This window comes from Shinella lacus (assembly GCF_010994755.1).
GTDB lineage: Bacteria > Pseudomonadota > Alphaproteobacteria > Rhizobiales > Rhizobiaceae > Shinella > Shinella lacus.
Genome location: NZ_WHSB02000003.1, coordinates 143,552 through 170,074 on the forward strand (window position 1 = coordinate 143,552; position 26,523 = coordinate 170,074).

Here is a 26,523-nt window from a genome sequence, read left to right on the forward strand (position 1 = left end):
ACGGTTTCTGAAATGACACGAACTCTGGGGAGTGGAGGCTCAATGCCGCGGGTAAAACAGTCCGACCAGCCGCCACCGAAAACGGCGAACTACGAGACCTTCTTCAACATCGTCACGGAAGCCTATCCCAACCTCAGCGACCGGTTCCAGCAGGTCGCGCGGTTCATCACGCAGAACCCCAACGTCGTGGCCATGCAGTCGATCAATGCGATTGCCGAACAGTGCGGCGCGCATCCGTCCATCCTCGTGCGTTTCGCGCAGAATTTCGGCTTTTCCGGCTTCAAGCAGCTCCAGTCGGTGTTCCAGAGCCGGCTGTCGACCGCCGCACCCGGTTATCGCGAACGCATCAGCGCGCTCGACGTCGATCTGGAAAAGACCAAGCGCAAGGGCAATCTCGGTTTCCTGCACGATCTAGTCGTGCGCGACATCGCGACCTTGCAGGAGCTTTTGAACACGACGACGGAGGAGAGCCTTTCGCAGGCCGCCCGCGCGCTGAAGAACGCCAACACGATCTTCATCGCCGGCCAGCTGCGGTCGGAGCCGATTGCGAAATTCCTGCGCTACGTGCTCTCCATGCTGCAATGCCGCGTCATTCTTCTCGATCCGGCTGGCGGGCTTGCGCCGGAAATGGCGAAGGTGATGGGCAAGAAGGACGTGCTGGTCGCCATCGCCTTCCGGCACTATGCCAAGGAAGTGGTGACGATCGCCGATGTCGCGGCGGAAAACGGCACGCCGATCGTGGCGATCACCGACAGCCAGCTCTCGCCGCTCGCCAAGAATGCGACGGTGCTCTTCACGATTCCGGAAGACGAATATTCGTTCTCGCGCTCGCTCGCCGCACCCATGTGCCTGACGCAGACGATTGCGGTGGCGCTCGCCGCGCTGCTTCAGGAAGACAAGAAGGGCTCGCCCGAGATCCCGACAGTCACGGGCAAGCAGCGGCGCAAGCATTGAGGTCAGCCGGTAATCTCGCCGACCTTCACGAAGCGGCCTTCCGCCTTGGAGCGAATGGCCGCCTCGGCCAGCACCAGTGCCTTCTCGCCATCCTCGAAGGTGGCGTCCGGCCTGGTGTTTGAGGCGACGCAGGCGAGGAACGACTGGAGGCCGAGTTCGAAGGCTTCGACGTAGCGTTCGATGAAGAAGTCGAGATAGGGCTCGCCCGCACCCGTCGTCGTGGCATTGAAGCGCTCGACATGGTGGGCGCGGCGGTTGCCGGAGATCAGCATGCCCTTCGAGCCGAAAAGCTCGACGCGCTGGTCGTAGCCATAGGCCGCGGCGCGGGAATTGTTGATGTGGCAGAGCTTGCCGCTTGCGGTGCGCATGACGATCATCGTGGAATCGACGTCGCCGAATTCCGCGAGCGTCGGATCGACGAGCGTGCTGCCGGTGGCGAAAACCTCGACGGGCTCTTCGCCCAGCATGAAGCGGGCGAGGTCGAAGTCGTGGATGGTCATGTCGCGAAAGATGCCGCCGGAGACCCTGAGATAGTCGCGTGAGGCGAGGCCCGGATCGCGCGAGGTGATGATGACCTGCTGGAGATCGCCGATCTCGCCGGCGCGCGTCGCATCGTGGGCGGCGCGGTGGCCGGGGTCGAAGCGGCGGTTGAAGCCGATCTGCACGGGCCGTTCGAAGCCCGCGATGGCCTGGCGGCAGGCGATGACGCGGTCGAGCGACAGGTCGATCGGCTTCTCGCAGAAGATCGCCTTGCCGGCCTTGGCGGAAGCTTCGATGAGGTCCGCATGGGTCGCCGTCGAGGTCGCGATCAGCACGGCGTCGGCGAGCGCGATCGCCTCCTCAGCGCTGGCGGCGACGGTGCAGCCGTAGCGCCGGCCGATCTCTTCGGCGGCGGCTGCGACCGGGTCGTAGACGGCGGTGAGTTCGGCGCCTTCGGCGCGCACGATGGTGGCCGCGTGCATTTTGCCAATGCGGCCGCAGCCGAGCAGGGCTATTCTCGTCATCGGTTCCTCCCGGAAAATCGGAATGCAAAATTCGTTGCACTTTTGATATTCTGTCAATAATAATTCTGCAAGCCCGTTTTCGGGCCAGCGAGGATTTTGAGGGAGGTGACAATGGCAGAGGGTTCCGACAAGGCAGAATTCCCGTTGGCCGAGCGCCGCTTGCGGCTCGGTGTCGTCGGCGGCGGGCAGGGCAGTTTCATCGGCAAGGTGCATGCGCGCGGTGCGCGGCTCTCCAACCGCTGGGATGTGGTTGCCGGCGCGCTGTCGTCCCGGCCGCAGGTCGCAAAGGAATCCGGACGGGCCTGGCTGCTCGCCGACGATCGCATCTATACCGACTACCGCGTGATGGCGGAGCGCGAGGCGGCGCGGCCGGACGGCATCGATGCCGTCGCGATCACCACGCCCAACAATTCCCACCATGCCATCGCCGTCGCCTTCATGGAAAAGGGCATCGACGTGATCAGCGACAAGCCGCTGACCACGACGCTCGACGATGCGCTCGATCTGGTGCGCCGGCAGAAGGAAACGGGCCTCGTCTTCGGCGTGACCTATGCCTATGCCGCCTCCGCCATGGTGCGCCAGGCCCGCCAGATGATCCGCGAGGGCGCGCTCGGCAAGTTGCAGCAGGTGCATGTCGAATATCTCCAGGAATGGGCGCTGACGCCGCCGAAGGATGCCGGTGCCGGCGCGCAATGGCGCGTCGATCCGTCTATCGTCGGCCCTACCTTCACGACCGGTGATATCGGCACCCATTGCCACCATCTCGGCGCCTTCGTCTGCGGCCGCCCGGTCACGGCGGTGCGCGCCGAGTTCCACACGCTCGGGCCGCCGAAGGCGCTGGAGGACACCGCCTTCATGCATGTGCGCTACGAGGGCGATATTCCCGGCACGATCATGATCTCGCAGGTCGCGCCCGGCGCCCATTGCGGCCTGCGCATCCGCGCTTTCGGCGACAAGGCGAGCCTGGAATGGAACCAGGAAGAGCCGGAACTCCTGCATTTCCGCCGCTTCGGCGAACCCGCGCGCATCCTCACGCGCGGCGAGGGTGCCGGCATCGGCGTGCATGCGGCGCGTTTCGTGCACATGCCGCGCGGCCATCCCGAGGCGTTGAGCGATGCCTGGGGCAATCTCTACGAGGAATTCGCCATCGCCGTCGAGGCGCGGCGCCTCGGCCGGACCTTGCCCGAAGGGTTGCTGGAATATCCGACGGTGGAGGATGGTGCGCTCGGCGTGAAGTTCATCGAGGCGGCGCTGGCGTCCAGCCAGTCGAGCGGCGCCTGGGCGGATTGCACCCTGCAGTTCTGATCTGCAATAAGTATTGCAAAAAATAATTACATGAAATAAAAGTTTCTCAATAGGAGCCGGCGCCGGAGGCCAGCTCAGGGAGGTTTACCATGTCCACCATCCGCCTGACCATGGCACAAGCCCTGGTGCGCTACCTCTGCAACCAGTTCACCGAGATCGATGGACAGCGCGAGCCGCTGTTTCCCGGCGTCTTCGCCATCTTCGGCCACGGCAATGTTACATGCCTTTCGGAAGCGCTGGAAGCGGTCAAGGACACGCTGCCGACCTGGCGCGGCCAGAACGAGCAGTCGATGGCGCTCGCCGCGATCGGCTTCGCCAAGGCGACGCGCCGCCGCCAGATCATGGTCGCGACCAGCTCCATCGGCCCCGGCGCGCTGAATATGGTGACGGCCGCGGGCGTGGCGCATACCAACCGCCTGCCGATCCTGCTTCTTGCCGGCGACAGTTTTGCCAACCGTCGTCCCGACCCGGTCATGCAGCAGGTCGAGCATTTCGGCAATCCGACGATCACCGTCAACGACGCCTTCAAGGCCGTGACGCGCTATTGGGACCGCATCGTCCATCCGGAACAGATCCTTTCCTCGCTGCCGCAGGCCGTCGCCGTCATGCTCGACCCGGCCGATTGCGGCCCCGCCTTCATCGGCTTGCCGCAGGACGTGCAGGAAGTCGCCTGGGACTATCCGGAGAGCTTCTTCGCGCCGACTGTCCACAAGGTTCCCCGCCCGCGCCCCGATCGCGACAGCCTTGCAGAAGCCGTGCGCGTATTGAAAGCGGCAAAACGCCCGCTGATCATCTCCGGCGGCGGCGTGCGCTATTCCGGTGCGGAAACGGCACTCGCCGCCTTCGCCGAAAAACACGGCATCCCGCTCTGCGAAACCATTGCCGGCAAGGGCACGGTCACCCACGACCACCCGGCCCATGTCGGCCCGATCGGCATTGTCGGCTCCACCTCGGCCAATGCGCTAGCGGCGGAAGCCGACGTGGTGCTCGCCGTCGGCACGCGGTTGATGGATTTCACCACCGGCTCCTGGACGGCCTTTTCGCCGGACGCCCGCTTCGTCTCGATTAACGCCGCGCGCTGGGATGCCAACAAGCACCGCGCCGTCGCCGTCGTCGGCGATGCGCTGGAAACGGTGGGCGAACTGGAAGCAGCGCTCGGCGACCACAAGGCCGATGGCGCTTGGACGGAAAAGGGCCGGCTGGAATTCGCCAAGTGGAACGATGCGCTCGACGGCTACCAGAAGCCCACGAATGCGCCGGTGCCGACCTATGCCCAGGTCGTCGGCATCGTCAATTCCAAGGCGAAGGACCGTGACCTGATCATCACCGCCGCCGGCGGCCTGCCGGGCGAGGTGATGAAGAACTGGCGCGTCAAGGCGCCGAACACCTTCGATTGCGAGTTCGGCTTCTCCTGCATGGGCTACGAGATCGCCGCCGGCTGGGGTGCCGCCATGGCTGACTCCACCCGCACGCCCATCGTCATGATCGGCGACGGCACCTATATGATGATGAACTCGGACATCTATTCGACCGTGCTCTCCGGCCACAAGATGATCCTCCTCGTCTGCGACAATGGCGGCTATGCGGTGATCAACCGCCTGCAGAACGCCAAGGGCACGCCGGGGTTCAACAATCTCATCAAGGATTGCCGCGTCAAGGAACCCTTCGCCGTCGACTTCGCCAAACATGCCGAGGCGATGGGCGCGCTGACGCGCCGCGTCGAAAGCCTCGCCGATCTCGGCGACGCCGTCGAATGGGCGCAGACGACCGACCGCACCACAGTCATCACCATCGTCTCCGACGCCTTCACCTGGACGCCGGGCGACGCCTGGTGGGATGTCGGCGTGCCGCAGGTGAGCGAGCGGGCGGAAGTCAACGCCGCTTCGAAGGACCAGCTTGAAGGTCGCAGGAAACAGCGCGTCGGCGTCTAATCGCGGCACTGCCTCGACACCATTTTGATCTGAGGACGACAAGCATGAGAACCATCAAGGGTCCCGGCGTGTTTCTTGCGCAATTTGCCGGCGATGAAGCGCCTTTCAACTCGTTGAAGGGCTTAGCGGGTTGGGCTGCCGACAAGGGGTTCAAGGGCGTACAGATCCCGACCTGGGACAGCAGGGTGATCGATCTCGAACGTGCGGCGGATAGCCAGGACTATGTCGACGAGATCAAGGGTACTCTTGACGCGCATGGCCTCGTCGTGACGGATCTTGCCAGTCACTTGCAGGGACAACTCGTCGCCCTTCACCCATCCTTCAACCTGCCGGCCGATTCTTTTGCGCCTGCCAGGGTGCACCGTGATCCCAAGGCCCGGCAGGAATGGGCTGTCAACCAGTTGCTCTGCGCTGCCAAGGCCTCGCGCCGGTTCGGTGTCGATCGTCATACGACGTTCAGCGGAACGCTTCTGTGGCCCTATTTCTACCCCTATCCGCAATGGCCGGACGGGCTGATTTCCGATGGCTTCGATGAACTGGCGCGGCGATGGCGGCCGATCCTCGATGCCTTCGACCAGGAGGGGGTCGACGTCTGCTACGAAATCCATCCGACCGAGGATCTGCATGACGGCCTGACCTTCGAGATGTTCCTGGAGCGCGTCGACAACCATGCGCGCTGCAACATCATGTACGATCCGAGCCATCTGGTGCTCCAGTCGATCGACTACCTCGCCTACATCGATCATTACCACCAGCGTATCAAGACCTTCCACGTCAAGGATGCGGAGTTCCGGCCCACGGGCAAGACGGGGGCCTATGGCGGGTATCAGCCTTGGGTCAACCGCGCCGGCCGCTTCCGCTCGCCGGGAGACGGACAGGTCGATTTCGGCGCCATCTTCTCGAAACTCACGGGCTACGGCTTTGACGGATGGGCAGTGCTCGAGTGGGAGTGCTGCCTGAAAAACTCGGAAGACGGTGCGGCCGAGGGCGCACGCTTCATTCGCGACCATATCATCAAAGTTTCGGATCGCGCTTTCGACGACTTCGTGAAGTCCGGCGCGGACCGGTCCGTCAACAAAGAAATTCTCGGGATCTAAGGGCCTTGTCCGTGTCGAAAACAAACCTGTCCGACCGTCGTCTTCGTCTCGGCATGGTCGGTGGCGGCGAAGGGGCCTATATCGGCGGCATCCATCGCTTTGCCGCACGTCTCGATAACCACTACGATCTCGTCGCAGGCGCGTTCGATGTCGATGCCGAACGGGGGCACAGTTTCGCCTCTACTAACTTCATCGACCGGGACCGCTCTTATGGCGACTATCTCGCTATGGTCGCGGGAGAGCGCACACGGGATGACCGCATCGATGTCGTTGCGATCTGCACGCCCAACCATACGCACTTTCCGATCGCCAAAGCGTTTCTCGAAGCCGGGTTCGACGTCATCTGCGAGAAGCCGATGACGACAACCGTCGAGGATGCGATCGCTCTTCATGACCTGGCGCAAACGACGGGGCGTTTCCTCGGGGTGACCTACACATACAGCGGTTATCCGATGGTTCATGAGGCGCGCGCAATGGTTGCGCGCGGGGACCTTGGCAAAGTCCGCGTGGTGCAGGTCGAATATCCGCTGGAATGGATGGCCACAGGGATCGAACTGCAAGGCAACCAGCAGGCGGCCTGGCGCACGGATCCGAAGAAGAACGGGCGCGGCGGTTCGATTGGTGACATCGGCACTCATGCCTATCATCTCGCGGGTTTCGTAAGCGGATTGAAGGCCGAGGCCGTCGCCGCCGATCTCGCGACTTTCGTCGAGGGGCGAGCACTGGACGACAACGCCCACGTGATGATCCGCTACGAAGGTGGTGCGCGGGGCCTTCTGTGGTCTTCACAGGTGGCGATCGGCCAGTCGAACGGCTTGAGGCTGCGGGTCTTCGGCGAGAAAGGCAGTCTCGTCTGGCATCAGGAGCAGCCGAATGAGCTGGTCTTCACCGGGCTCTTCGGCGCTCCAGCCACGATCAAGCGCGGCCGCGACGATCTCACCGATGGTGCGCGCATTCGAACCCGGACGCCGCCGGGCCACCCGGAAGGCTATATCGAAGCCTTCACGAACCTCTATTCCGGCTTCGCCGCCGCCATCCGGGAGAAGGAGAGCGGAGCCTCGGCCGGGACGTTCGGGGAGGGACTACCGTCGTCCTATGACGGACTTAAAGGCGTCGCCTTCGTCGATGCCGTCGTCGACAGCCATGAGAAGCACAATGGTGGATGGTTGTCGTTGCAGTTCGCTTAGAGCGCGCACCGGACAAGCCGAACCGCAAGACAACGCGTAAGCGCAGGAGAGGAAATCCGAATGGCACAGTTTGAAAACAAGATCATCGTCGTGACAGGCGGCACCCAGGGACTCGGTGCCGCAACTGCAAAGCTTCTTGCGGAACGCGGCGCGAAGGGGCTGGTCATTTGCGGGAGATCTGAAGAAAAAGGTGCGGCACAGGCGGCCCAGCTTGGAGCTCTGGGTGCCGAGACCGTTTTCGTCAAAGCCGATCTATCGAATGTGGAGGATTGCAAGGCCGTCATCGCTGCGGCGGACAAAAGGTTCGGTCGGCTCGACAGCTTGGTCAATGCTGCCGGCATGACAAATCGCGGGACCATCCTCAGCACTAGCCCGGAACTCTTCGACCAGCTGTTTGCGGTCAACACCCGGGCGCCGTTCTTCCTCATTCAAAGCGCGATCGAGCTTTTCAAGCGCGACAGCATTGCGGGAACCATCGTCAACATTTCGACGATGTCCTCGATGGGCGGACAACCGTTCCTGGCCGCCTACAGCGCCTCCAAGGGCGCCCTTGACACGCTCACACGCAACACCGCTTACGCCGCACTTCGGAACCGCATCCGCGTCAACAGCCTCAACATCGGCTGGATGGCCTCCGAGGGAGAAGACAGGACGCAACGCGAACTGGACGGCCAGCCGGCCGATTGGCTCGAGAAAGCCGTCGTCGCCCAACCAAATGGCCGCCTGATCGAGCCCGAAGAGGTCGCCCGGGCAATCGCGTTCCTTGCGTCCGGGGAATCCGGCCTGATGACCGGTGCGATCATAAACTTCGACCAGGCGATCTGGGGCGCCTATGACAGCCTGCCGCACGCGAATTCGGCTCTGTGATGCAGGCGAAAAGGGCCTAGCTTTCAATATGCCGCGGCACCAGCGGATGGATATAAGGGATCGCTTCCGGCGATACCGGGAACGGAATGTCCTTGCCGGCCGGGCGGATGGCGAGCGTCCTAACATCCTTGGGCGTCAGGCCGAAAAGCGCCTTAAAGGAGCGCGTAAAGGTCGAAGCATGCGCAAAGCCAAGTTCGAATGCCATGTTCGAGACGCGCAGGTTTTTTTCGGAAGGGTCGGTCATCCGGCGGAACGCATGCCGCAATCGTCGCTCGGTGATGTAGGCGGTGACGCCTCCAAGCGGCTCGAAGGCGCGGTACAACGTCGAGCGCGTCATGCCGAACTCCTCGAGCAATGCCTGGACCCCCAAATCGGGATCGGTCAATCTACGTTCGATTGCAGCTTTCACGCTTGCAAGCGACACGGTGCTCCCCTGTATGTCGGGCGTCACCTTTGAATGTGATATGGTTTCAAGGCAGGATTTGACGAGCAGGATCATCGCCTCGGCGATCGGGCTTGCGTGCGGCGATTGTATCGCCGGCCCCATCTCCATGGTGTGCTCCATGATGCCGATCAGTATTCTTGAGAGTGCTCCTGGCCGGACCACAAGACCATGCGCGCTGTCAAGCAGCGGAATGGCCCGCTCCAGTTTCCGCCGTTGAATGGCGAGGCTGATATTCTCGACAGACGGTGCCTCGATGACGATCTCCTGTGAGAGATCGAAGAACGCAAGTTCTCCTTGCTCGACCCGCCGGGTTTTATCGCCGATACGATAGGTAAAATGGCCGCTCGTGTAGCAAACGACCAGGATATCGTCGGTCGCCGACCTGGCAATCGTTCGCACTGTCCGCGTAAACCGGGAGGCGGTCGCTCTTGCACGCGAAACGGTGACGTCCGGTAGGCAATAGATCTCTGACTCAGAAGAGAACGGTGTCATTCCGCCAGAATCCGGCACCTCGAACTCGAACAGCGGAAGCATCATTTCACTGTATGCTGCCAGCGCCTGGGGATCGGCCTCGGGGAAGATCATCTTGAAGCAATCGATGGTCGAGGCGGCGTTGGGAAGCGAATGTTTTGTCATGAAACTTTCGACGGGTGGAGATGTACATCCAGCTAAATAATAGGCCCGACCTCCGACGATATTCAAGGACCATGTCAGGGGCATTTCTCGCCGATTGGTGACAGGGCAGTCCGGTCTCTATACCGCCCGTCCCAGATGCTTATCACAGCGTCCAAACCGCCTTTATGCGTCTTGACTGTAACGTCGCTCCATTCAGACAGTCTCCTCCGCGTGGAGACGGTGTCCGTGCCGGCCATGAGTTGCATAAGTCATCATGACGCGAAGAGAAGAGAGACCTATCCGGTTCCGGAGACATTCGGATCGCGGGAGAATAGCGACCTCTTTGAAGAACAAACCGGATCGACCTGCACTTGGCCATCCGCCATGATATTCGAGGGGAAAATGTACGTTACGCAGAGTTATATTGATGTTGACGAAGCCGCAGAGAACCCAGATCTTGTTAATGGGAGTGTTACGATCGGCATCACCTTGATCGACAATAAAACGTTGATAAGGCCCATGGTAACCGACTTTGGACCCAGAAGTGGCAATAGTCTCGTTCTGTTTGCGAAGGACATGGACACAATCATCCGGGGACTGAGCGCTTATACCGGCAGCTCGTCCATTGCTCTCACGGGACCGGTCGCCGCTCTTCCAATGGTGTTTGGCGATCCGAGGAAGCGACAGAACGTCACTGCCCAGTACATCAAGGGTCAGGTCCAGAATGTTGGCAATAATGTCAAAGGATTACGCGTAAAGGCGATGGGGACGTTCGAGCGCTGGCAGAACAAGAGGGGAGGCACGCCGAACGCGAAACTGATGGAGATGCAAAGATTTGGCAACAGGATCGGCTTCGATGGACACCTTTGGCATGACGGCCCGAAGAACTACGGTGGCACCAAAGATACTGTAAGGGATTACAATCTTGCCGTGAGCCACGCTCTCGTCTACTTGTTTCCTGCCTCTTACCGAATGTCATTTAACCGCAATGTCGTCTGCGCCATAGATGGCAAAGGGGAAACTTCACTTGCAGCAATTGCCAGGCTTTTGAGAACCGTCAAGCTCTAGCGCATCGGGCTTTGTGGTTCATCATCCGCCGCCTAAGGGGTTCCCGAAGCCCGAGACGTTCCGACAACAGGTTAGGAAACTTCTGGCCAATGCAGGTGGTTGCAGAGTGGGAATGCGCTTGGAAATAGCGTGGCTACGCTTGAACCGTGCGGCGAACGGTGTTGCGATTATCAACCGCGCTGCAATGCTATTGAACAAGGGTTGAGTCCTTCGTTATACGCTGTCCTCGGCACAGGAACCGGGAAGACGAAAGAAGTTCCAGATCGCTTCCACCTGGTAGTCGAGCATGTGACGGCCCTCCTGGATGGGGTGTCCCAGATTTTCGGCTTCTGCCAGCAGGCGCGTCTTCGGCGGCTTCATAATGGCCTCGCACACCAACGCCCCCGGTCGCAGACCTGCCGGGTCGAAGGGGAGCGCGTCGGTGGGGGACATACCGGCTGAGCTTGCATTGATCGCAATGTCATCGAGTGCGGATGGTGGACCGACGGTGATGGGGACTGCCGTATGCGCGGCAAGCCGCGCGCTGAGGCGTTCGGCGAGTGGCTGGTTGATGTCGAAGATCCGGATTGTCGCCGCATCCCGGTCGATGAGGGAGAGCGCTATAGCCGTGCCCGCCCCACCTGCACCGACGATAGCGCAGCGCCGGCCCGCGATGGGTCCGTGTCTGGCCTCCACCCCGATGGCAAATCCTTCGCCGTCATAGAGGTCGCCCGCCCACCCGTCTTTCGTCGGGCGGATCACATTGGCGGCGTGCGCGATCTCGGCGCGATGCGAGGCATCCGACAAAAGCCGCGCGGCGGCGAATTTGTGGGGGACCGTGATCACCAATCCCCCGAGGTTGCGCATGTGTCGCAGGCCCTTCAGCGCGTCCTCGAAATCGCCGGTCGTGACGTGCATGGGAACCATGACGGCATCGATACCCCTTTCCCGAAAGAGCGCGTTGAAGACTTCGGGGGAGCGGGCCTGTGCGATGGGATCACCGACGATGCCGAAGATCGTTGTCATTGCCGACCTACTCCAGCCGCCGGCACCCAGAGATTGGTCCGCGGTCCCTGGTGGAACAGCACCGACTTCGTTTCCATGAAGTCTTCAATCGCGTGTGGACCCTGTTCCCGGCCGATTCCGCTTTCGCGCATGCCACCGAAAGGCATTTCGGGAAAACCGTCCATCCAGCAATTCACCCAGATCGTGCCTGCCGAAAGTTCGCGACCTGCTTTGAGAGCGCTTTCGTAGCGGCTCGTCCAGATGCCGGCGGACAGGCCATAATGCGTGCCATTGGCAATCGATATGGCGTCATCGAGATCCTCGAAGGTCAGTGTCGAGAGCACCGGGCCGAAGACTTCGTCGGTTGCAATCGGCATCTGGCGGGTGACGTCGCTGACGACCGTCGGCGTCATGAAGAGGCCCTTGGCGGTCTCCATGCGCGTCCCACCGAGGCGGACTTTCGCGCCGTCGCTACGCGCGCCGCTGACGAAGCCGAGGATGCGGTCCATCTGGTTCTGGTTGACGATTGCGCCAACCTTGGTCGCTTCGTCGAGCGGGTCGCCGACGGTTACGCGCTTCGTCAAGGCCTCGACGCGGGCGAGGAATTCCTCGCTGATCGACTTTTCGACGATGAGGCGGCTTGACGAATTGCAGCACTGGCCGGCGTTGAAGAAGACGCCGAACACGACGGCATCTGCCGCAGCGTCGAGATCGGCATCCGCGCAGACGATCTGCGGGTTCTTGCCGCCGAGTTCGAGTGCGACACGCTTGAGGTTGCCTGCCGATGCGCGGACGATACCCTTGCCGACGGCGGTGGAGCCGGTGAACGAGATCATGTCCACATTCGGGTGCTCGGCAAGCCGCTGGCCAACGGTTGCGCCATAGCCAACGATGATGTTGACGACGCCGGCAGGCACGCCCGCTTCGTCGAGGATGGCGCCGAGCCGCAGTGCCGATCCGGGGGTGAGTTCGCTGGGCTTGACGACGACGGTGCAGCCGGCCGCCAGCGCGAAGGGCAGCTTCTGGCTGAGGATCACGAAGGGGAAGTTCCAGGGCGTGATGAGCGCGACAACGCCGACCGGCTCACGCGTCGTCAGGCCGAGCATGTGGGGACCGAGGCTGGAGTTGCTTTCACCATGCTGGGAGCGGGCCTGCCCGGCGGCGTAGCGCCAGAGGTCGATCGCGCCCGCGATCTCCGCGCGGACCTGCGTGATCGGCTTGCCGCCTTCCAGGACGTCGGCGAGGACCAGTTGGTCCTTGTGGGTCTCGACGAGATCGGCCACGCGAAAGAGGACGCGCGAGCGCTCAGCGCCGCTCATGCGTGGCCATGGGCCGGTGTCGAATGCCTTGCGCGCGGCGGCGACCGCGCGGTCCGTGTCGGCGACATCGGCGAGCGGATAATCGCCGACCACGATGTCATGGGCAGGGCTCGAGCGGGTGAAGCGCTCGCCGGAGGCCGCGTCGCAGGCGTTCCCGTCGATCCATTGCTGGTAGGATTGGGCCTTGATCCCGGTTGCCTGGTCAATCGTCATCGTGCGGTTCCTTTCACACTGTGACCCGCTGCGGCCAGGATGAGATCCGATGCCTTCTCAGCGATCATGATGGTGGGTGCGTTGGTGTTCGCACTGATTTCGAGCGGCATGACCGAGGAATCGCAGACGCGAAGGCCCTCGATGCCGCGCACGCGCAGTTCGGGATCGACGACGGCGAGGTCGTCTGTTCCCATCTTGCAACTGCCGACCGGGTGGTAATCGGTCTTTGCCCACTGGCGCACATAGGCTTCAAGCTCCTGGTCCGTCTTCATCTGCGGGCCGGGCATGCGTTCGGTCTTGAGGTACGGGCGCATCGACGGGGCGGCCATGACCTCGCGTGCCAGTTTCAGGCCGGCAACCGCCATGCGCATATCGTCCGGGTGCGACAGGTAGTTGGGATCGATGAGTGGGGCGGTCGTTGGGTCTGCGCTTGCAAGCCGAACCGTTCCCCGGCTCTTCGGCCTGAGCAGATTCGTATAAAGACAGACACCATATCCCGGGATGCGCATGAGGCCATGATCGACGACATAGGCCGGTAAGAAATGGAGCTGGGTGTCGGGAATTTCCGATGTGGGATCGGCCTTCACGAAGGCGCCGGCCTCGACGATGTTGGTGGTAACCGGACCGTTGCGAAACAGCAGATACTGCAGCACCCACCACGCCTGGCGGATATGCTGGTCAACCCCATAGTAGCTGTGCGGGCCGCTACAGTCGTAGACTGTGTAGCAGTCGAGATGGTCTTGCAGGTTTTCGCCAACACCTTTGATATCGGCGACGACAGGGATGCCATGTTTGCCAAGGTGCTCCGCCGGGCCAATTCCGGACAGCATGAGCAGTTTCGGCGAGCCGATGGCGCCGCTCGTCACGACGATTTCGCGGCCAGCATGGGCGCGCTCGATACTGGTGGAACCATCGACACGATATTCGACGCCAACGGCGCGACCGTTCTCGAGGATCAGCCGGCCGACCTGCGCCCGTGTGATCACCGTGAGGCCCTTGTTCTTGCGCGCAGGCCGCAGGTAGGACACCGCAGAACTTCCTCGCCGGCCGTCCCGGGTAGTCGTCTGGTGGTAGCCGACACCTTCCTGTTCGGCGCCGTTGAAGTCGGGGTTGTAGGGAATGCCGGCTTCCTGCGCGGCCTTGATGAAGGCGGCAGAAATCTTCAGGGGGCTGATCGCATCCGAGACGGCAAGCGGTCCATCGACGCCGTGGTACTCGTTGGAAAATCGCGCGTTCGATTCCGCCTTCCGGAAATAGGGGAGCACGTCGTCGTAGGACCAGCCATGCGCACCGCCGGCTGCCCATCTGTCGTAGTCGGTGCGATGGCCGCGGGTATAGATCATGGCGTTGATGGAGCTGCCGCCGCCGAGCGTCTTACCCTGCGGATACCACATGTCGCGGTTGTTGAGGTGTTTCTGTGGAACGGTGCGGAAGCCCCAATTGACGCGCGGACCACTCAATTTGGTAAAGCCGGCAGGGACATGGATGAACGGGTGGTTGTCCGGGTAGCCCGCTTCGAGAAGAAGAACGGTCGCACCCGAATCGCTCAATCGCGCCGCCAGAACGCAACCCGCGGCTCCGCCGCCCGCAATGATATAGTCATAAGTCATTGAAAAGCCTCTTCCCATGCGGCGGCCCTGCTGAGCGCCGAAACACGGTCTCCTATTATGCGGAGACGGAAATTTCTCCGGTATCGTTCAACGATGCGGGTGCGAAATGGGCCTTGTCCATTTCGACCGGGTTGCGCACGATCGGCGCGAAGGCCATGCGTTCGAGAATATCTGTGCGGACATCGACGCTGGGCGCATGCTCGATCAGTTCCACGCCGCCATCCGTCAGCTTGAAGACCGCGCGTTCGGTGACGTAGTGGACGGTCTGGCCGCGTTTGATCGCTTCGCTGCCGCTGAAGGTGATCCCGGCCACCTGCTCGACCAGCTTGGTGATCTGGCCGTGCCGCTCGATCTTCAATCCACCGTCAGCGAGGCCAATGCTTGCGCCCTTGGCATCGAAGCTACCGCAGAAGACGACATTCTTCGCGCCTTGCGAGATGTCGATGAAGCCGCCGGGACCGCTGATCTGGCCGCCGAAATGCGAGACGTTGACATTGCCGAACCGGTCCATCTCGGCAAGGCCGAGGAAGGTCTGGTCAAGGCCACCACCGCTGTAGAGATCGAACTGTTCGCTCGCAGACAGGATTGCGACCGGGTTGGCGGCGATGCCGAACAGGTCTCCGGTTAACAGGTCGCCGCCGTGGATGCCTTGTTCGATGGTGAACCAGTAGTGACTGCTTTCGCCTGCCCGCACAATGTGCTCGGCAACACCGGCCGACATGCCAAAGCCGAAATTGATGGTCGCACCCTTGATCAGCTCGACGGCGCCCCGACGCGCCACGATCTGGCGCACGATATCTGCGGTCGCGGGCAGCTCGACGGGCGTCTCATGCGGACCAAGGCCGGCGAGCGCGAGGTCATAGGGGCCGTGATAGGTCTGGGCCTGATCCGGGTCGGCGAAGACATAATCGACGAGGTTGCCGGGAATGGACACTTCGCGCGGTCGGAGCCTGCCCTTCGGCACCACCTCCCGAACCTGCGCGATGACGATGCCGCCGCTGTTCTTGGCGGCAAGGGCGATCGAGTAGGAATCGAGATCCGCCGGTTCTTCCGACGCACTGATATTGCCGAGCTCGTCGCTGAAAGTGCCGCGGACAACTGCGACATGAACGGGGAATGGCTTATAGCGAAGCACTTCCCGACCGTCGATTTCAAAAAGCTCGATGATTTCTTCCGTGGTCCGATCATTGCAGCGCCCGCCGCCAAGACGCGGATCGACGAAGGTGCCGAGGCCGACATGAGTGAAAAGACCCGGCCGCCGGGCGCCGATCTCACGGAAAAGATTGGTGATCGCGCCGCTCGGCAGGCAATAGGCCTCGATCTTGTTTTCCTGGGCGAGGCGGAGCATGCGCGGCGACCAGATCCAGTGGCCTCCGATGACGCGCTTCACCATGCCTTCATAGGCGAAACGGTTGGTGCCTTTCTCGATGCGATCGCCCATGCCGAGTGCGTGGATCAGTGTAAGCTGCGAAGGGCGACCCGTCGAAAGGAACGTCTCCTCGAAGGCGCCGAGAATGGTTTCCGGTTCGAGCAGGCCGCCGCCTGCGCCCGAGATCGCAACCGTTGCGCCCTCGGCGATGGTCTCGATCACCTGCCGCAAGCCGGCTTTATCGACGATCTTCATTCTAATTCTCCGTGCCTGACCGACAGCCGCAAGAGCGTCGGATGCAAAGCGTAGGTTGGAGGACCATGCGCACCTGCCGGCTTTCGGCCGGCGTGCGCTGGTCCCGTTCGATGCGGTCGATGAGAAGCTGGAGGGCGCGCTGGCCCATGATCAGCCCCGAGCCATCGACGCTGGTAAGCGGTGAGAGTGAAACCGCGCCGAAAGGCACGGCGTCGAAGCCGACGAGAGCCAATTCGCCCGGGATGGTGCGGTTCATCTCGTCGCATGCCTGCATGATCCCGAAGGCAAGGTTGTCGGTTGCCGCAAAGATTGCGGTCGGTGGGTTTTCCAGCCTCAGAAGTCTGAGACCTGCCTGATGACCGGCCTCGACATCCATGCGATCGAGCGACAGTTCATGCATGGCCGGGGGCTCGATGCCTGCCTCGGCAAGGGCGCCCTTCCATCCTTTCAAGCGATCCTGGAACTGGGCAATGCTGAGGGGACCGCCGACATAGGCGATCGATCTGTGACCGTGCTGCAGGAGGTGATTGACGGCGAGCTTGGCACCCTTGACGCTGTCGACGAGCACCATGTCAACCTCCGCATCCGGCAGATGGCGGCTTGCGAGAACAACGTTGACGCCGTCCTTTGCAAGCGCCGTCACCTCGCGGTCCGCAAGCCTGACGGAGGCGAAGGCGATGCCGTCCACCTGACGCTGACGCATCGCATTGACGATCGTGCTCTCGCGTCTTGGCTCGCCGTCGGTGCTGGCGAGAAGGAGCGTGTATCCGCGGGCAGCGGCCACTTCCTCGGCGCCACGAATAAGCTCTGCATAAAAGGGGTTGCCGATATTGGCGACGACGAGGCCGATCGTGTGGCTGCGCTTAAGGCTCAGCCCCTGTGCCACCCTGTTCGGCGCATAACCGAGCTCGGACACGGCAGCCGCAATACGCTCTTTGGTTTCCTGCGAGACGTAATGGGTGCCGTTCAGAAATTTCGAAACGGTCGCCTTCGACACGCCCGCCGCCTTTGCGACGTCTGTAATTGTCACTGCCATAGCATCTTGGCCTCCTCGGATTCTGGTACCATAACGGATTTTGAAAGGAAACCGGTTTCTTAAATCATCACTTTTTTGTCTATTGCATCGTTCAATTGCAGGAACTATAGGTAGGAAACCGGTTTCCGGTCGATCATCGTTCTTGGAGGAGAAACTTCGATGGCCTACACCAATACGACGTCCCGCCTGCGGGTTTCCGCTATTGCCGCGCTTGCATGCGGCGTGGCGCTGTTCGCATCTCATTCGTTCGCCGCTGACTACACCTATAATTCCGACAAGCCCGAGGCCAAGCAGATCGTCGGCGCCGAGCTGAGCAAGACGCTGGGTGCGGCGCCGAAGAAGGAAGGCGTCAAGATCGGCGTCGTCCTGAAGAGCCTCACCAACCAGTATTGGCAGGGCATCGCGAGGGGCGTGGAAGCGGCTGCGAAGGATCTCGGCGTCGAGGTCACCATCCAGGCCGCCAACAGCGAGGCGGACCCGACCCAGCAGCTCACCATCGCCCAGACGATGATCGGCCGCAATTTCGATGCCTACGTGCTTTCGCCGGTGTCCGTCTCAAACCTCACGCCGGCCGTGCGCGAGCTGCAGAGCCGCAACGTGCCGATCGCCAATGCTGACGATGCGCGCATCGCTGCAACGGTCTATATCGGCCCGAACCACGAGCTGAACGGCGTGGTTGCGGCCGATTACATGGCCGAGCACTTGCCGGATGGCGGCGAGGTGGCGCAGATCGAGGGCCAAGCCGGCTCGAGTGCTGCAATTCTGCGCATCAAGGGCTTCAAGGAAGGCATTGCGAAACACGCGAACCTGAAGCTCGTGGCGAGCGTTCCGGGTAACTGGGATGGAACCCAGGCTTATAATGCGACCCAGACGATCCTGCGCAAGAATCCCGACATCAAAGCGATCTACGCCAATAACGACACGATGGCCGTTGGCGTCGCCAAGGCGGTCACCGACATGGGTCTGACCGGCAAGATCATCGTCATTGGCACGGACGGCATTCCTGCCGCACTTGACGGCATCAAGAACGGGACGATCACCGCAACGGTCACGCCGCTTCCCTACTACCAGGGCTATTGGTCGGTGGAATCGCTTGTTCGCCTGCTCGGTGGCCAGCAGGTCCCGGACTGGATCGTTGCGCCCGCGCAGCTCATTACCAAGGACAACATGACCGAGTTCTTCGACGACAAGTATGAGGTGAAGGAAGGTCTCTACAACAAGTAGGCGCGGCCTCACGCTCAATCTGGTCCGGAGTGCATCATGTCCGCATCCACCGCAAAGCCGCTTCTGAGCCTCAAGGGAATCTCGAAGAGCTTCCCGGGCGTCAAGGCACTGCAAAACGTCCATCTCGATCTCTATCCGGGTGAAATTCATGCCCTGATGGGGGAGAACGGAGCTGGCAAGTCGACGCTCCTGAAGGTGATGTTCGGTGCTTATTCCGCGGATGAAGGTGCGTTCGAACTCTCAGGCGAGCCGGTCTCGATTCGAGGCCCCGTAGATGCCCTGCACAAGGGCATCTCGATGGTCCATCAGGAACTGAGCCTCGTGCCGCAACTGTCGGCTATCCAGAATATCGTCCTCGGCTGGGAGAAGTCGGTTGCCGGGTTCATAGACTGGTCGGCGGCGCGGCGCGAGGCACTTGCCGCACTCGCGCGGCTGGACTTCCAGGGTAACCCGCATGTCCCCGTATCGCGCCTCAGCGTGGGCCAACAGCAGACGGTCGAGTTGGCGAGGGCCATTGCGGCGAATGCCAAGATCATCATTCTTGACGAGCCGACAGCGAGCCTGAGCACGAAGGAATCGGAGAAGCTCTTCAGCATCCTGCGCGAGCTGCGGGCAGACGGGCACGCGCTCGTCTATGTCTCGCACCGCCTGGCGGAAGTGTTCGACCTTGCGGACCGGGCGACGGTGCTGCGGGATGGCCAATATGTTGGAACACTCCTGCGTGGCCCGGATCTCAACGAGACATCCCTCGTCAAGATGATGGTGGGTCGATCACTCGAAGATTTCGCAATCCAGCATGAAGCGACGCTCGGCGCCGTGGCGCTGAAGGTCGATGGCCTGGCGCGCAACGGCGTTTTTCAGAACGTCAGCTTCGAGGTGCGCCGCGGCGAAATCGTCGGCATGGCCGGTATGGTCGGCGCCGGGCGAACGGAAGTCGCGCGCTGCATCGCCGGTGCCGATCGTATCGATGCGGGATCGGTCTCCGTCAACGGCAAGGCTCTCTCTCTTTCATCGCCGAGCGATGCGGTGCGTGCGGGCATCGCGTTCCTCACCGAGGATCGCAAGCATCAGGGGCTCGCCTTGCGCATGTCACTTGCCAAGAACGCGACGCTGACCCGCGTACCCACCCGCATGGGGTTCATCAACCGCACGAAACAGGCGGCTGACGCGAAAAGCGCGCTCGCGTCGGTCGGTGCGCGAATGCCGACGACGCGGCTTGCGGGCCAACTCAGCGGCGGAAATCAGCAGAAGGTCGTGCTCGCGAAATGGCTTCTGAGCGGATGCGACATCTTCATCTTCGACGAACCGACGCGCGGCATCGACGTGGGCGCAAAGGCCGAAATCTACGCGCTCATGCGCGATCTCGCCGATAAGGGCGCGGCTATCCTGATGATCTCGTCGGATCTTCCCGAGGTCCTTCGGATGAGCGACCGCGTCCTCGTCATGCGCGAAGGCACGCTGTCCGGTGAAGTCGCGCGCGCTGAAGCAACGGAAGAGCGGATCATCGCATTCGCGAGTGGAGGAAATACATGGCAAAGCTAGAAGCGGCCAATGCGTCACCTGGAGCAGCTGCGACCGAGAAGTGGTCGGTCCGTCGGCTGTTCAGCGAATGGCGCGAGCTCGGGATCATCGCCGCTCTGATCATGACCGTGCTGGTCTTCACGGCGATCGATCCCGAATTCCTGAGCAGCTACAACCTGGTCAATATCGTGCTTCAGGCATCGGTAACGGCCATCCTCGCCATGGCTGTCACCTTCGTCATCATCACCGGTGGCATTGATCTGTCGATCGGTACGGCGCTGGCACTCTCTGCCGTCGTCAGCGGCCTGTTGATGTCACAGGGCTATCCCTTGCCCGTCGTCGTGCTCGGCACGCTTGCTACGGGCGCGCTCGCAGGGCTTTTTAACGGCACCATTATCACGCTCAGCGGCATCACGCCCTTCGTCGTGACGCTGGGTTCAATGAGCATCTTCTCGGGACTTGCGCTGATCGTCTCCGGCGGCCAGACCGTTTATGGCATACCGCCCGAGTTCAGCGACCTGCTCGCCGGGAAGATCGGACCGATACCGACGCCGATCGTTATCGCCTTTGTGGTCCTTGTCGTCTCCTCCGTCGTCATGCGGATGACGAAGCTCGGAGAGTATCTGATCGCACTCGGCGGTGCCCGCGAAGTTGCGCGCCTTGCCGGCATCAAGGTAGGCTTCTACACCGCAATCGCCTATGTCATCTCAAGCTCGCTCGCCGCCGTCGGCGCTATGGTGACGGTGGGGCGCCTCGGCGCGGCCGATCCGGCGCTCGGCGCGGACCTTCTCCTGCCCGCGATCGCCGCGGCCGTCATGGGCGGTGCCGATCTCAACGGTGGGGAGGGCAGCATGCTCGGCGCTGTCATCGGCGCTCTCCTGATCGCCACGTTGCAGGCGGGCCTGACCTTCCTGAACGTACAAGCCTTCTACCAGCAGGTCGCAATCGGTGTGGTCATCATCCTCGCACTGCTGTCCAACCGGCTGCAGAAAGCTTGAACCGTGTCCAATCTCAAGATTGAAACTGACCCGCGTGGCTGCCGGAGCCTCTGGCTCGACCGTCCGGCGAAAAGAAACGCACTCGACGAGGCTCTGCTTTCGGACCTGCTCGACGCGGCGATTGACACACGGATGACGCCTGACCTTCGGCTCGTGGTTCTCCGGTCCACGTCGCCCCTTTTCTGCGCGGGCGCGGACCTGAACGACTGGGCGGACATAACGCCTGCAAAGGCGCAACGCCTGTCCCTGCTCGGTGCAAAGGCATTTCAGGAGCTGGCGGATCTGCCCGTTCCGGTCGTCGTGGTGGTGGAAGGTGCTGCGCTCGGCGGTGGCTTCGAGCTGGCGTTGGCGGGCGATATCCGGATTGCGACGACGCAGGCGCGGTTCGGTTTCCCCGAAGCCCGTCTCGGTAACACGCCGGCCTGGGGCGGCGTGCCGCGCCTTACCAAGCTTTGCGGTGTGGGGACTATCCTTGATGTGCTTCTCACTGGCGATCCGATCAACGCGGAGCGCGCCGAACGTCTTGGGATCGTGCAGCGACTGTGTGCGCCGGACGATCTGGATAGGACGCTGATGGGTCTGATCGACAGCCTTCTGTCGTGCGATACCACCACGCAAGGTTACATCAAGGCAATGTTTGGCAATCCCAGCGTGCTGATCGCGGCCAAGGAGGCCGCGTTGGCCGGCTTTACCGCAACGCGCGAGGAGGCGAGCGCCCGCAAGCAGGCATTCCTGGATAGCCGCCGCAAGGCATAGGGCGCCGACTGAAGTCGCCAGCGGCGCCCATAGAAGGTTGGCGGCGCCACGGAAAAGAGGAGTTTCCATGTTGCCGAAAACGATGACCGCCGCTGTGCTGGTCCGTCCGGGAGCCTTCGAGATACAGATGGTGCCGATGCCGCAGATTGGCCCCGGTGACGTGCTGATCAAGGTGGCGCGAGTAGGGGTCTGTGGCACCGACATCCATATTTACCGTGGACACTACGCGGCCGGCTGGTTGCCGCTCATCCCCGGCCACGAGTTTTCCGGAACGGTCGCGGCAGTTGGCGATGGCGTCATAGCGGTCGATGTCGGCATGCGGGTGATCGCGGATATCAATATCGGTTGCGGTCACTGTTTCTACTGCCGCAAGAACGAGGTGATGAGTTGCTCGGAGGTGAAGCAGCTAGGCATCCACATTAACGGCGCCTTCGCGGAATATGTGAAGGTCCCACAGCGCCTCGTCATTCCGATTCCCGATGACATGCCGTTCGATGTCGCAGCTCTGGCCGAACCGCTGGGCTGCACGGTACGCGCCGCGAAAAAGAGCGCGATCCGGTTCGGTGAGAGCGTGCTCGTCATCGGCGCCGGGCCGGTCGGCAATTTTCATATCCAGCTTGCGCGCGCAATCGGGGCGGCGCCGATCATAGCCGCCGACCTCAATCCCGAGCGGTTGCGTTTGGCGAAGAAATGCGGCGCGGATGTTGTCGTTTCCGATATGAGCACGCTCGATTCCGCTGTGCGGGCGGTGACCGGTGGGCGCGGCGCCGATGTCGTCATCGAAAGCGTCGGCTTGCCTGCGCTTTACGAAAGGGCATTTGATCTCGTCCGGCCGGGCGGGCGAATCGCCGCCTTCGGTCTCGGGGGCGAGGATGCGGTGGTCCGGTTCGCACCGCAGAAGATGGTGCTGAAAGAGACCGGGATACGAGGCTCCGTGGCGGCCATGGGCGACGACATGCACGACGCCCTGACCCTCCTGCGTTTCAAACGCATAGACGTGCGGCCCTTCCTGCAGGAGACCCGCACCCTTTCCGAAGTGCAGGACGCGATCGAAGCCTTTGCCGCAGATCCCGGCATCCTGAAGATGCAGATCATCGTATGAAAGCTTGGCGTAGTGCTTGCTGAGCGCCCCGAGACCATAAAAGGAAGTCTTTTCCAGAGAACATCCGACGAATTGCCTGCCTACACCGGCAGATGAGGTGAATCATCGAAACACTGTCTCGCGCTTCCGTCATCTCTGTGCGGCGACCTTGCGGGTTGGGATCGGCAGCTTATCGATGGCCCTGCCAAAAAGGAGATCGGTCATCATACTGCGGTTTGCCTGACGCCATAAGGCTCAAGATGCCGAGTATTTCACCGTTACGCCGCGTTGTCGGAAATAGGCCTGCATCAGCTTCCTGCCAGAACGGTTATTGTGCGCGAGCCTAGCCGGGTCGAATGTCGCTTCTTTTAAACCTGCCCGCGTCAACGCTGCCTTGAGGGTCGCGATATGCACATCAATGTCGGCATTGTCAGCCTGAAGCGATTCATAGATGCGGTTTGTTGCATCTTCCACGGTCGGTTCGCTCACTACTAAACTCCTGCTATTGTTTGACTGCGACTACCACATTTTTCCGATCGGCCCAATTCTGATAAGAAATGCCGACATCATGTTTTCACAGAATGTCTGGGGTCGGGCTGCCGCAAAGCGGGGGCAGGCCCATTTTCAGAGCGCAGAAGTTGGCGAACGCGGAACATAAGACCAAATCGTTGGCGGCAAAGGCGGCATGGCCTCTGCTCGTTCTCACGGCTGCACTGCAGGTATATGTAGGTCTGTCGTCCGTGGCCTACGTCTTCATGGGGGTGGCGAACCCGGCCTCTGGGCTTGGTGGATGGACAACTGCCGCTATGGGTGGGCTTCAGTCTCTCGCCGCCGTCGCGGCGTTCGTCTTGGCCGCTCGACGCGATCTTCGCGGCACTACCCTTGCAGTTGCCGGCAGCATAGTGCTGGGCTGGCTTTCGACGTTGCCGTCCGTCGTTGAGCAAGGGCTCGACTTTCATGGCGACGATAGAGTCACCCCGGTTTACTTCGTCGTATCGCCTCTTTTTGCAATCGCTGCGGCAACGCTTGCATGGCGCAACGTTTATCCGATCGCGGCCGCCCTCTTCGTGAGCGCGATGACCTTCGTCGGCATTTTGATCGTTGCCGCCTTCGCAATCATCATCGCGATGTACGGCTTCTAAGGCACTGGTCCTGGATGCGAGACGTCGTCGTTCCAGCGCCGCGATGCCTCTGCGACGCCTCTACGCCGACGATTACATCCAGCACAATCCGAACATTCCTCAGGGCAGGGACGTGTTGCGGCGCCTCGTCGAGATCCTGTCACCTTCCGTCCACTACGAACCGGGATTGATCATCGCCGAAGGCGACTTGGTCGCTATCCACGGCCGTATCTGGAGCTGGGCGGACGAGCCCCAGATTGTGGTTGATATCTTCCGGGTCGAGGGTAGCAAGCTCGTCGAACACTGGGACGTGTTGCAGAACGAAGTGCCGGTAACCGCTGGCGTTGCCGGCCTTGCGATGTTCGATCCCGAAGAAAGTGCCAGCCGCGCTGGACAATAACCTGTTGCGTTTTTCCACGCCTCCTACATCCGCGGCGACGCTCTAATTTCGTCGTCCGCGGAACTTCGCTTTCGATGGCATGGCCGTCAAATCGCTTGCAGTTTGAAATCGCTTGCGGCGACGGGCATGACGGTCTTCAGCAGTACCACCGATTTCTCCAGCCCTTCGAAACTGTTGAGCAGTACGTCTTCGTGCTCGATCGAAAGCCAGCCGTCGTAGCCTGCCATCTGCAAGCGGTAACAAAATTGCCGCCACCAGGCTTCGCCGTGGCCGAAACCGAGTGTGACGTAGGACCAGCTTCGAGCCGGAACGTTCATCAGGGAACCATTTTCCAGAAGCGAGGTCGTCGCCTGAACCGGCGCATTCAGCATCGTGTCCTTGGCGTGCACATGGAAGATGGCATCTCCGAGCGCTTCGGCCGCCATCAGCGGATCAGCACCCATCCAGAAAAGGTGCGAGGGGTCGAGATTGGCGCCGACGACTGGACCGATGGCGGCCCGCAGCTTCAAAAGCGAGGGGACGTTGTAAACATATTGATTGCCATGCAATTCCAGCGCGATGCGCTCGACGCCGCATTCCTTTGCGAGATCGGCGATCTCCGCCCAGAATGGCAGAAGCTTCTCTTCCCACTGGTAGCGCAATACTTCCTGTGTTTCCGGCGGCCAGGACGAGACGACCCAGTTAGGCATGAGATCGCCTTCACGCCCGGCGGGCAGGCCGGACATGGTGCAGACGGTCTTGATGCCCATTTCTCCGGCAAGCCGGATCGTATCCTTGAGGCACTCGCCCTGCTTAGGCTGGGTCGGGTGCAGTGGATTGCCGTTGGCGTTGAGTGCAATGATCTCTAGGCTACGCTCCTCGAAGGCTCTGGTGAAGCGCCGACGCGAATCGGCGCTGCCTTTCATCGCCTCGAGATCGAAATGTGGAGCCGTGGACCAGCCGCCGGTGTTCACCTCGACGCCCGAGACGCCGAGTTGCGCGGCACTGTCGAGGAGGGCGTCGAAAGGCATGCCGCCAAGGCTGTCGGAGACGAAACCGAGCTTCATTATCGAATTCCTTATCGTGCGTTGTAGAGAGGGGGCCTGACCATTGGGTCGAGGCTGACGCGCTTGCCCGTCCGCAGTGCCTCGACGCCTGCTTCTGCGACGAGAGTGGCGCAGTAGCCATCCCAACTGTCGGAGGCGATTGGGGGGAACGTGCCAGTTCGGACGAAATTCACAAAGGCCTTGTTCTGCAGCCGGTAGGCTTCCGCAAAGCGCGGCCGCCAGTCGGATGGATAGTGCTCGAAAGCCATGAGATGGGCGTTGCGGCGCGTGTGGACAGGGGCGTTGAGCAGGATCGAGCCCCTTTCGCCCACCAATTCGCCGCGCACGTCGTAGCCATAGGCAGCGTTGTTGTTGACCTCGATGTTGACGATGTGGCCCCGATCGGTTTCGAGAACCATGAAGACCGGAGCGCCGGTCTTCGATGCATCCACTCCGCTCGGCTGGAAGACGGATATCGCGGTGTAATCGGCGTCGAGGATGAAGCGTGCGACATCGAATTCGTGCGGGGCCGAGTTGGTGATTGCCATCTGGCCGGTGAAGTTTGCGGGCGCTTCGACATTCCTGTGGGTGTTGTGCATCATGATCGCCTGGCCGAGCGATCCATCCGCGAGCGCGGCCTTCATGTCGCGATAGGACGGGTCGAAACGGCGCATGAAGCCGAGCTGGACAAACCTGCGACCGCGCGCGACTTCCGCGTCGATGACCGCGCGGCATTCTCCGGAATTCTGCGACAGGGGTTTTTCGCAGAGCACGGGTTTGCCCACCTCGATTGCGGCAAGCGACAAGGGCGCGTGGGTTTGGTCCGGGCTGGCGATGATCACGGCGTCGATGTCTTCGCGCCGGATCGTCTGAAGTGGGTCGGTGGAGATGTCGGCTGCGCCGCAATCCTCGGCTATCGCACGGGCGCGCGTTTGGGATGCGTCGCAGACGACCTGCAACACGGCTCCGGGCAAATCCTCAGACACGATCCGTGCATGGTCGGCACCCATGATGCCTGCACCGATAATTGCAATTCTGACCGACATTCCATGTTCCTTGTTTTCGAAGCGCGATGGGCACAACGACGGGTCGCTATGAGCGAGTTCCTATTGCGACAATTCAAGTTTGAAGCCTCGCG

At 61.6% G+C, this 26,523-nt stretch carries 24 protein-coding genes; 14 read left to right on the forward strand and 10 right to left on the reverse strand.

The genetic code is table 11. The features are described from left to right. Window positions 1–42: 42 nt before the first annotated feature. Window positions 43–954, forward strand: coding sequence for a MurR/RpiR family transcriptional regulator (locus tag GB927_RS08810; RefSeq protein ID WP_256116346.1), 912 nt, complete (start codon window positions 43–45; stop codon window positions 952–954). 2 nt (window positions 955–956) lie between these two features. Here GB927_RS08810 and iolG read toward each other — a convergent pair whose 3' ends face one another. Further along, a complete protein-coding gene (iolG, locus tag GB927_RS08815) occupies window positions 957–1,958 on the reverse strand; it encodes an inositol 2-dehydrogenase (RefSeq protein ID WP_256116348.1) in 1,002 nt (333 codons plus the stop codon). A gap of 111 nt (window positions 1,959–2,069) precedes the next feature. On the opposite strand from iolG, the gene GB927_RS08820 reads away from it, so the two are divergent. The 5 genes from GB927_RS08820 (at window position 2,070) to GB927_RS08840 (ending at window position 8,345) form a co-directional block, all read left to right on the forward strand. Further along, window positions 2,070–3,263 carry a Gfo/Idh/MocA family protein gene (locus GB927_RS08820; RefSeq protein ID WP_256116349.1) on the forward strand — a complete coding sequence of 398 codons (1,194 nt, stop codon included), beginning with the start codon at window positions 2,070–2,072 and terminating at the stop codon, window positions 3,261–3,263. 89 nt (window positions 3,264–3,352) lie between these two features. Next, the gene (iolD, locus tag GB927_RS08825) at window positions 3,353–5,194 is read left to right on the forward strand and encodes a 3D-(3,5/4)-trihydroxycyclohexane-1,2-dione acylhydrolase (decyclizing) (protein WP_256116350.1); all 1,842 of its coding nucleotides are present in this window, start codon (window positions 3,353–3,355) and stop codon (window positions 5,192–5,194) included. Between the two features lie 44 nt (window positions 5,195–5,238). Next, on the forward strand, window positions 5,239–6,291 hold the full coding sequence (locus tag GB927_RS08830) for a sugar phosphate isomerase/epimerase family protein (protein ID WP_256116351.1): 1,053 nt from the start codon (window positions 5,239–5,241) through the stop codon (window positions 6,289–6,291). Window positions 6,292–6,344: 53 nt separating this feature from the next. After that, the gene (locus GB927_RS08835) at window positions 6,345–7,478 is read left to right on the forward strand and encodes a Gfo/Idh/MocA family protein (RefSeq protein WP_256116971.1); all 1,134 of its coding nucleotides are present in this window, start codon (window positions 6,345–6,347) and stop codon (window positions 7,476–7,478) included. 60 nt (window positions 7,479–7,538) lie between these two features. After that, entirely contained in the window at window positions 7,539–8,345 is an 807-nt protein-coding gene (locus tag GB927_RS08840; RefSeq protein ID WP_256116352.1) for an SDR family oxidoreductase, read from the forward strand. A gap of 16 nt (window positions 8,346–8,361) precedes the next feature. On the opposite strand, the gene GB927_RS08845 is transcribed toward GB927_RS08840, so the two are convergent. Beyond that, entirely contained in the window at window positions 8,362–9,426 is a 1,065-nt protein-coding gene (locus GB927_RS08845) for a helix-turn-helix domain-containing protein (protein ID WP_256116353.1), read from the reverse strand. 381 nt (window positions 9,427–9,807) lie between these two features. Between GB927_RS08845 and GB927_RS08850 the strand changes: the two genes are divergently transcribed. Further along, the gene (locus GB927_RS08850; RefSeq protein WP_256116354.1) at window positions 9,808–10,473 is read left to right on the forward strand and encodes a hypothetical protein; all 666 of its coding nucleotides are present in this window, start codon (window positions 9,808–9,810) and stop codon (window positions 10,471–10,473) included. 213 nt (window positions 10,474–10,686) lie between these two features. Here GB927_RS08850 and GB927_RS08855 read toward each other — a convergent pair whose 3' ends face one another. Genes GB927_RS08855 through GB927_RS08875 form a run of 5 tightly spaced genes read right to left on the reverse strand, consistent with a single transcriptional unit; the run spans window position 10,687 to window position 17,259 of the window. Continuing rightward, complete coding sequence (locus tag GB927_RS08855) at window positions 10,687–11,478, reverse strand: shikimate dehydrogenase family protein (protein ID WP_256116355.1); 792 nt, start codon at window positions 11,476–11,478, stop codon at window positions 10,687–10,689. Beyond that, complete coding sequence (locus GB927_RS08860) at window positions 11,475–12,989, reverse strand: aldehyde dehydrogenase family protein (protein WP_256116356.1); 1,515 nt, start codon at window positions 12,987–12,989, stop codon at window positions 11,475–11,477. Before GB927_RS08860 ends, GB927_RS08855 begins: the two co-directional genes overlap by 4 nt. Continuing rightward, window positions 12,986–14,599 (reverse strand): GMC family oxidoreductase, encoded by a 1,614-nt coding sequence (locus tag GB927_RS08865; protein ID WP_256116358.1) that lies wholly within the window; start codon window positions 14,597–14,599, stop codon window positions 12,986–12,988. Before GB927_RS08865 ends, GB927_RS08860 begins: the two co-directional genes overlap by 4 nt. 55 nt (window positions 14,600–14,654) lie before the next feature. Further along, window positions 14,655–16,223: an acyl CoA:acetate/3-ketoacid CoA transferase gene (locus GB927_RS08870; RefSeq protein WP_256116359.1), complete on the reverse strand. Its 1,569-nt coding sequence runs from the start codon at window positions 16,221–16,223 to the stop codon at window positions 14,655–14,657. Between the two features lies 1 nt (window position 16,224). Next, the gene (locus GB927_RS08875) at window positions 16,225–17,259 is read right to left on the reverse strand and encodes a LacI family DNA-binding transcriptional regulator (RefSeq protein ID WP_256116360.1); all 1,035 of its coding nucleotides are present in this window, start codon (window positions 17,257–17,259) and stop codon (window positions 16,225–16,227) included. A gap of 159 nt (window positions 17,260–17,418) precedes the next feature. On the opposite strand from GB927_RS08875, the gene GB927_RS08880 reads away from it, so the two are divergent. From GB927_RS08880 to GB927_RS08900, 5 genes are all read left to right on the forward strand, one after another. Beyond that, window positions 17,419–18,483, forward strand: coding sequence for a sugar ABC transporter substrate-binding protein (locus tag GB927_RS08880; protein ID WP_256116361.1), 1,065 nt, complete (start codon window positions 17,419–17,421; stop codon window positions 18,481–18,483). A 36-nt stretch (window positions 18,484–18,519) separates the two neighbouring features. Next, window positions 18,520–20,025 (forward strand): sugar ABC transporter ATP-binding protein, encoded by a 1,506-nt coding sequence (locus GB927_RS08885; RefSeq protein WP_256116362.1) that lies wholly within the window; start codon window positions 18,520–18,522, stop codon window positions 20,023–20,025. Further along, window positions 20,013–21,002 (forward strand): ABC transporter permease, encoded by a 990-nt coding sequence (locus GB927_RS08890; protein WP_256116363.1) that lies wholly within the window; start codon window positions 20,013–20,015, stop codon window positions 21,000–21,002. The genes GB927_RS08885 and GB927_RS08890 overlap by 13 nt, the downstream gene beginning before the upstream one ends. Window positions 21,003–21,005: 3 nt before the next feature. Beyond that, on the forward strand, window positions 21,006–21,758 hold the full coding sequence (locus GB927_RS08895; protein ID WP_256116364.1) for an enoyl-CoA hydratase/isomerase family protein: 753 nt from the start codon (window positions 21,006–21,008) through the stop codon (window positions 21,756–21,758). 67 nt (window positions 21,759–21,825) lie between these two features. Then, window positions 21,826–22,860: a zinc-dependent alcohol dehydrogenase gene (locus GB927_RS08900; RefSeq protein ID WP_256116365.1), complete on the forward strand. Its 1,035-nt coding sequence runs from the start codon at window positions 21,826–21,828 to the stop codon at window positions 22,858–22,860. 234 nt (window positions 22,861–23,094) lie between these two features. Here the strand turns inward: GB927_RS08900 and GB927_RS08905 are convergent, their stop codons facing one another. After that, on the reverse strand, window positions 23,095–23,328 hold the full coding sequence (locus tag GB927_RS08905; RefSeq protein WP_256116366.1) for a hypothetical protein: 234 nt from the start codon (window positions 23,326–23,328) through the stop codon (window positions 23,095–23,097). Between the two features lie 251 nt (window positions 23,329–23,579). On the opposite strand from GB927_RS08905, the gene GB927_RS08910 reads away from it, so the two are divergent. Next, on the forward strand, window positions 23,580–23,981 hold the full coding sequence (locus tag GB927_RS08910) for a hypothetical protein (RefSeq protein WP_256116367.1): 402 nt from the start codon (window positions 23,580–23,582) through the stop codon (window positions 23,979–23,981). A gap of 43 nt (window positions 23,982–24,024) precedes the next feature. Next, on the forward strand, window positions 24,025–24,360 hold the full coding sequence (locus GB927_RS08915) for a nuclear transport factor 2 family protein (protein ID WP_256116368.1): 336 nt from the start codon (window positions 24,025–24,027) through the stop codon (window positions 24,358–24,360). An 86-nt stretch (window positions 24,361–24,446) separates the two neighbouring features. On the opposite strand, the gene GB927_RS08920 is transcribed toward GB927_RS08915, so the two are convergent. Together GB927_RS08920 and GB927_RS08925 are read right to left on the reverse strand one after the other, a co-directional pair. Further along, window positions 24,447–25,406 (reverse strand): sugar phosphate isomerase/epimerase family protein, encoded by a 960-nt coding sequence (locus GB927_RS08920; protein WP_256116369.1) that lies wholly within the window; start codon window positions 25,404–25,406, stop codon window positions 24,447–24,449. Between the two features lie 11 nt (window positions 25,407–25,417). Continuing rightward, a complete protein-coding gene (locus tag GB927_RS08925; protein WP_256116371.1) occupies window positions 25,418–26,431 on the reverse strand; it encodes a Gfo/Idh/MocA family oxidoreductase in 1,014 nt (337 codons plus the stop codon). Between the last annotated feature and the right edge of the window lie 92 nt (window positions 26,432–26,523).

Coding starts and splice junctions, on each gene's coding strand:
- GB927_RS08865 (WP_256116358.1), bottom strand. CDS start 14,599: ATGACTTATGACTATATCATTGCGGGCGGCGGAGCCGCGGGTTGCGTT.
- GB927_RS08860 (WP_256116356.1), bottom strand. CDS start 12,989: ATGACGATTGACCAGGCAACCGGGATCAAGGCCCAATCCTACCAGCAA.
- GB927_RS08830 (WP_256116351.1), top strand. CDS start 5,239: ATGAGAACCATCAAGGGTCCCGGCGTGTTTCTTGCGCAATTTGCCGGC.
- iolG (WP_256116348.1), bottom strand. CDS start 1,958: ATGACGAGAATAGCCCTGCTCGGCTGCGGCCGCATTGGCAAAATGCAC.
- GB927_RS08855 (WP_256116355.1), bottom strand. CDS start 11,478: ATGACAACGATCTTCGGCATCGTCGGTGATCCCATCGCACAGGCCCGC.
- GB927_RS08820 (WP_256116349.1), top strand. CDS start 2,070: ATGGCAGAGGGTTCCGACAAGGCAGAATTCCCGTTGGCCGAGCGCCGC.
- GB927_RS08840 (WP_256116352.1), top strand. CDS start 7,539: ATGGCACAGTTTGAAAACAAGATCATCGTCGTGACAGGCGGCACCCAG.
- GB927_RS08900 (WP_256116365.1), top strand. CDS start 21,826: ATGTTGCCGAAAACGATGACCGCCGCTGTGCTGGTCCGTCCGGGAGCC.
- GB927_RS08925 (WP_256116371.1), bottom strand. CDS start 26,431: ATGTCGGTCAGAATTGCAATTATCGGTGCAGGCATCATGGGTGCCGAC.
- GB927_RS08890 (WP_256116363.1), top strand. CDS start 20,013: ATGGCAAAGCTAGAAGCGGCCAATGCGTCACCTGGAGCAGCTGCGACC.
- GB927_RS08845 (WP_256116353.1), bottom strand. CDS start 9,426: ATGACAAAACATTCGCTTCCCAACGCCGCCTCGACCATCGATTGCTTC.
- GB927_RS08915 (WP_256116368.1), top strand. CDS start 24,025: ATGCCTCTGCGACGCCTCTACGCCGACGATTACATCCAGCACAATCCG.
- GB927_RS08875 (WP_256116360.1), bottom strand. CDS start 17,259: ATGGCAGTGACAATTACAGACGTCGCAAAGGCGGCGGGCGTGTCGAAG.
- GB927_RS08850 (WP_256116354.1), top strand. CDS start 9,808: ATGTACGTTACGCAGAGTTATATTGATGTTGACGAAGCCGCAGAGAAC.
- GB927_RS08885 (WP_256116362.1), top strand. CDS start 18,520: ATGTCCGCATCCACCGCAAAGCCGCTTCTGAGCCTCAAGGGAATCTCG.
- GB927_RS08880 (WP_256116361.1), top strand. CDS start 17,419: ATGGCCTACACCAATACGACGTCCCGCCTGCGGGTTTCCGCTATTGCC.
- GB927_RS08870 (WP_256116359.1), bottom strand. CDS start 16,223: ATGAAGATCGTCGATAAAGCCGGCTTGCGGCAGGTGATCGAGACCATC.
- GB927_RS08920 (WP_256116369.1), bottom strand. CDS start 25,406: ATGAAGCTCGGTTTCGTCTCCGACAGCCTTGGCGGCATGCCTTTCGAC.
- GB927_RS08835 (WP_256116971.1), top strand. CDS start 6,345: ATGGTCGGTGGCGGCGAAGGGGCCTATATCGGCGGCATCCATCGCTTT.
- iolD (WP_256116350.1), top strand. CDS start 3,353: ATGTCCACCATCCGCCTGACCATGGCACAAGCCCTGGTGCGCTACCTC.
- GB927_RS08810 (WP_256116346.1), top strand. CDS start 43: ATGCCGCGGGTAAAACAGTCCGACCAGCCGCCACCGAAAACGGCGAAC.